This is a genomic window from Microbacterium sp., from assembly GCF_029263575.1.
GTDB lineage: Bacteria > Actinomycetota > Actinomycetes > Actinomycetales > Microbacteriaceae > Microbacterium.
In genome coordinates, this window is the sequence record NZ_JAJUFV010000235.1 from 1 (window position 1) to 3,012 (window position 3,012).

Genomic DNA, 3,012 nt, shown 5'->3' on the forward strand with positions numbered 1-3,012 from the left:
GAGCACGAGGTACTTCAGCTCAGAGAGATCGAGAGTGCCCTTGGCCTGGTGATCCATGATGCGTCCGGGCGTGCCGACGACGACGTGCACGCCGCGGCGCAACGCCGAGAGCTGCTGACCATAGCCCTGGCCGCCGTAGACGGGGAGCACATGCACGCCCTTCATCTTCGATGAGTACGATTCGAATGCCTCGCACACCTGGAGGGCGAGCTCGCGGGTCGGCGCGAGCACGAGCGCCTGCGGCGTCTTCTGGGTGGGGTCGAGATTCTCGAGCACGGGCAGTGCGAACGCGGCGGTCTTGCCGGTGCCGGTCTGCGCTGTTCCCAGCACATCGCGGCCTTGCAGCAGCAGAGGGATGGTGGCGGCCTGGATGGGTGAGGGGGTCTCGTAGCCGAGGTCGCGGATGGCCTTCAGCACGGGCCCGGTGACGCCGAGCTCCTCGAATCCGGGTGCTGCGGGGGACTCGTCTGCGGGCTCGTTCAGGGGTGCGTCTTTTGGGGTCACCAATTAAAGGTAGCGCCCCGAGGTGCGCTGTGCCTGTGAAGACGCGGCACTTTATGCGTCGGTGGTCAGCGAGAGGATCTTCTCCTTGACCTGCCGGCGCAGCACCTTGCCGATCAGCGACTTGGGCAACTCGTCGACCACGAAGATGCGCCGTGGCACTTTGTATGGTGTGAGGATGCCGCGTGCGAACCCGCGGATCGATTCCTCATCGAGCTCCGCGCCCTCGTCGAGCACGACCGCTGCGACGACTTCTTCGCCGGAGTGGTCGCTGGGCAGCCCGATGACGGCGACGTCTTCGACGGACGGATGCTGACGCACGACGTTCTCGACCTCGGTGGGTGAGACGTTGAAGCCACCGGTGATGATGAGCTCCTTGATGCGGTCGACGATCCGCACGAACCCGCCGTCATCGATCGTGACGACGTCGCCCGTGCGATACCAGCCGTCGACGAAGGCCGCCTCTGTCGCCTCTGGTTTGCCGTAGTACCCGCTGAACACCTGAGGCCCGCGCACGACGAGTTCGCCCGGGCTGCCTGCCGGAACGTCCCGCGTGGGCTCGTCCGGATCGACCACGCGGCACTCCGTGCCCGGCAACGGGAGCCCGACGGTGCCCGGCACACGGTTGTCTGCGACGGGGTTCGCCATCAGCACGGGGGAGCACTCGCTGAGCCCATAGCCTTCGACGAGGTATCCGCCGCTGGCCTCTTCGAAGGGCACCACCACCTCATGCGGAAGGGCCATGGCACCGGAGATGGCGACCTCGATTCCGGCGAGGGAGATTCCCTGGGTGCGGGCGACGGTCAGCAGACGCTCGGCGATGGGAGGAACGAGAGGGAGGAACGTCGGCGGGTGCTTCTTCACGACATCGAGCACGAGGTCGGGGTCGAACTTCGGAAACAGCACCAGGCGCGCACCCATGGACATCGCGAACGTCAGGCAGAGCGTGAGCCCGTAGGCGTGGAACATGGGAAGTACCGCGTAGACGACGCATCCGTCGCCACGCCGGATCGACGGCACCCAGGCCTGTGACTGAGCGGCGTTGGAGAGCAGATTGCGGTGCGTGAGCGCGGCCCCCTTCGGCGCGCCGGTGGTGCCGGAGGTGTATTGGATGATCGCGAGGTCATCGGTGGCAGGAAGCGGATGCGATGCGGGGAGCGGCTGCGAGCGCACGACCCGCTTCCACTCGATCGCGCCACGGACCTTCTCGGTGAGGGCCGCTCGCGACTCCCGAGCCTTGGCGATGGGCAGCTTCAGAGCCAGGCGGGTGAACAACGGCATCGCGGTGATGATGTCGACCGAGATCAGAGAGTTCACCGCCAGGTCGGCAGGAAACTCCTGCACGGTCCCCACGACCTTGCTCCACACGATCGCGTGCTTGGCGCCGTGGTCTTCGAACTGCTTGCGCAGCTCTCGGGCCGTGTACAGCGGGTTGTGCTCGACGACGACGGCGCCCAATCGCAGCACGGCATAGAAGGCGATGATGTGCTGGGGGCAGTTCGGCAGCACGATCGCGACGGTGTCGCCCGCGCGCACACCCAGCTCACGCAACCCGGATGCGGCACGCGCGATGGCGTCGTGCATCTCGGCGTAGGTCGTCTCCCGGCCGAAGAACTGCAGTGCCACCGCATCCGGATAATCACGCGCCGACGCCGTGACGATGTCGAGAAGCGAACCCGACACAGCGGGCAAATCTTCGGGAACACCCTCTGCGTAGCTGGCGATCCAGGGACGAGGAGGAACGTACGTCGTCATAGCGACAGCCTATGGGCACCCACGGCGCACGGCAGAGCGAACGCGGCGAACTACACTGGGAGGGTGTCTGAAATCACCCCCGAACTCGTGCGCCATCTCGGCGTGCTCGCGCGTATCCAGCTGAACGATGACGAGGTGTCGAAGCTGACCGGCCAGCTCGACGCGATCGTCGACAATATCGCCAAGGTGTCAGAGGTCGCGACCGCCGATGTCGTCGCCACCAGCCACCCCATTGCCCTGGCGAACGTCTTCCGCCCTGATGTGGTCGGCGAGACGCTGACGCGCGAGCAGGTGCTGCAGAACGCGCCGGATGCGGTCGACGGCCGCTTCCGTGTGACGGCGATCCTGGGGGAAGAGCAGTGAGTGAATTGATCAGATTGACGGCGGCTGAACTCGCCGACAAGCTCAGCACCGGTGAGGTCTCGAGCGTCGAGGCCACCCAGGCGCACCTCGACCGCATCGCCGCTGTCGATACCGACGTGCACGCATTCCTACATGTCAATGAAGACGCGCTTCGCGTCGCGGAATCGATCGACGCTCAGCGCAGCGCAGGGGAGAGTCTTCATCCGCTGGCCGGCGTTCCGCTCGCGATCAAAGACGTCCTGGTGACGACTGATCAGCCCACCACGAGCGGGTCGCGCATTCTCGAGGGCTACATCTCGCCCTACGACGCGACGGTCGTGGCACGCGCGCGCGCCGCCGGTCTCGTGCCGCTGGGGAAAACCAACATGGACGAGTTCGCGATGGGGTCGTCCA

The 3,012-nt window shown here is 66.0% G+C and carries 4 protein-coding genes; 2 read left to right on the top strand and 2 right to left on the bottom strand.

The window, feature by feature from the left end; translation table 11 throughout:
* Both Q1J95_RS15465 and Q1J95_RS15470 read right to left on the bottom strand, forming a co-directional pair.
* Window positions 1-504, bottom strand: a 504-nt coding sequence (locus Q1J95_RS15465; protein WP_300269279.1) for a DEAD/DEAH box helicase, incomplete at its 3' end; no start/stop codon positions are given.
* Between the two features lie 51 nt (window positions 505-555).
* Window positions 556-2,256: a long-chain-fatty-acid--CoA ligase gene (locus Q1J95_RS15470; RefSeq protein WP_300269282.1), complete on the bottom strand. Its 1,701-nt coding sequence runs from the start codon at window positions 2,254-2,256 to the stop codon at window positions 556-558.
* A 63-nt stretch (window positions 2,257-2,319) separates the two neighbouring features.
* Between Q1J95_RS15470 and gatC the strand changes: the two genes are divergently transcribed.
* The gene (gene gatC, locus Q1J95_RS15475) at window positions 2,320-2,619 is read left to right on the top strand and encodes an Asp-tRNA(Asn)/Glu-tRNA(Gln) amidotransferase subunit GatC (protein WP_300269283.1); all 300 of its coding nucleotides are present in this window, start codon (window positions 2,320-2,322) and stop codon (window positions 2,617-2,619) included.
* Window positions 2,616-3,012, top strand: a 397-nt coding sequence (locus tag Q1J95_RS15480) for an amidase (RefSeq protein ID WP_300269286.1), incomplete at its 3' end; no start/stop codon positions are given. The genes gatC and Q1J95_RS15480, both read left to right, overlap by 4 nt.

What these genes read in the sequence shown, in the direction of transcription:
- Q1J95_RS15470 (WP_300269282.1), bottom strand. Translation starts at nt 2,256, where the DNA reads ATGACGACGTACGTTCCTCCTCGTCCCTGGATCGCCAGCTACGCAGAG.